This is a genomic window from Micromonospora sp. D75 (assembly GCF_018070405.1).
GTDB classification, from domain to species: Bacteria; Actinomycetota; Actinomycetes; order Mycobacteriales; family Micromonosporaceae; genus Micromonospora; species Micromonospora chalcea.
Genome location: NZ_JAGPXV010000985.1, coordinates 1 through 1345, shown reverse-complemented (window position 1 = coordinate 1345; position 1345 = coordinate 1). Strand labels below are relative to the sequence as shown.

Genomic DNA, 1345 nt, shown 5'->3' with positions numbered 1-1345 from the left:
CAGCACGTCGCCGGTCAGCGCCAGCCCGAGCACCCCGCTGCCGACCGAGATGCCCAGACCCGCGCCGAGCACGGTGCCGGCCCCGACCGGCGCCGCCTCGGCCAGCTCGTACCGGCCGCCGGCCAGATAGCGCAGGGCCAGCGCGAGGCCCGCCACCAGGCCGCCGGCGAAACCGCCACCGGGGGCGTTGTGCCCGGAGAAGAGCAGGAACAGCGAGAAGATCAGTACGGTGTGGAAGATCAGCCGGGTGACCACCTCGAACACGATCGAGCGCCGCCGCTCCGGCAGCGTCTGCCCGCCGCGCAGCCACACCGTGCGCCGGTCACCGGCGCGCATCGCGACCGGCCGCGGGCGGCGCGGACGCGGCCCGGTGCGGGAACGCTCGTAGATCAGGCTGGCCACACCGGTCGCGGTCACCACGAGCACCGAGATCTCCCCCATGGTGTCCCAGGCCCGGATGTCCACCAGGGTCACGTTCACGACGTTGCGGCCGTACCCCTCGACGAGGGCGAGCTGGGGGAAGTCGGCGGAGATCGACGGCGCCCGGCGCGCTCCGGCCGCGGTCAGCGCCAGGCCGGCCATCACCACGCCGGCGGCGATCCCGATGCCGCGCCGCACCCAGCGGCTGCGGCGCAGCGGACGGGCCGAGAAGCGTTCCGGCAGCCGGCGCAGCACCAGCACGAACACGGCGATCGTGGCGGTCTCCACCAGGAACTGGGTCAGCGCCACGTCCGGCGCGCCGTAGAGGACGAACATCATCGCGGTGCCGTAGCCGGTGACCCCGACCAGCAGCATCGCGGTGAGCCGGCGACGCGCGCCGACCGCGAGCAGCGCGGCCACCGCGATCACCACCGCGACCACGAGCTGGGCCGGGTTGTCCCACACCGCCAGCTCGACCCGCCACGGCGCGGTGGCGAGCATCGCCCCGCCGGGCACGAACACCAGCGCGAGCAGCACCGTACCGAGGTACTGCGGCAGCGAGCCGCGCTGGGTGGCGCCGGTGACCTCGATGGCGAGCCGGTCGAAGCCGTGCGTCACCCACTCGTACCCCTGGTTGCCGCTCACCGGCGAGCGCAGCCGCGCCAGCGCGGGCGCGAGCGGGCCGCGGACCAGGTGCAGCGCCGCGCCGCCGGCCAGCACGAGGGCGGAGAGGCCGAGCGCCGCGGTCGGCCCGTGCCAGAGCGCCAGATGCTCCTCGACCGGTCCGAACAACTCCGCGTACGGCTCGAACAGGCCGCTCAGCCACCCGGCGGCCGGACCGGCGGCGAGCCCGGCCACGGCGAGCAACGCCGGGGGTACGAGCATCGCGGCCGGTGGCCGGGCCACCTCCGTGTCCGCGACGCCG

1 protein-coding gene is annotated in these 1345 nt (G+C 75.6%); it reads right to left on the bottom strand.

Annotation, left to right across the window (positions count from 1 at the left end):
* Nucleotides 1-1345 (bottom strand): hydrogen gas-evolving membrane-bound hydrogenase subunit E (gene mbhE / locus KBX39_RS31330; protein WP_210874020.1); only part of this gene is annotated, 1345 nt, incomplete at both ends.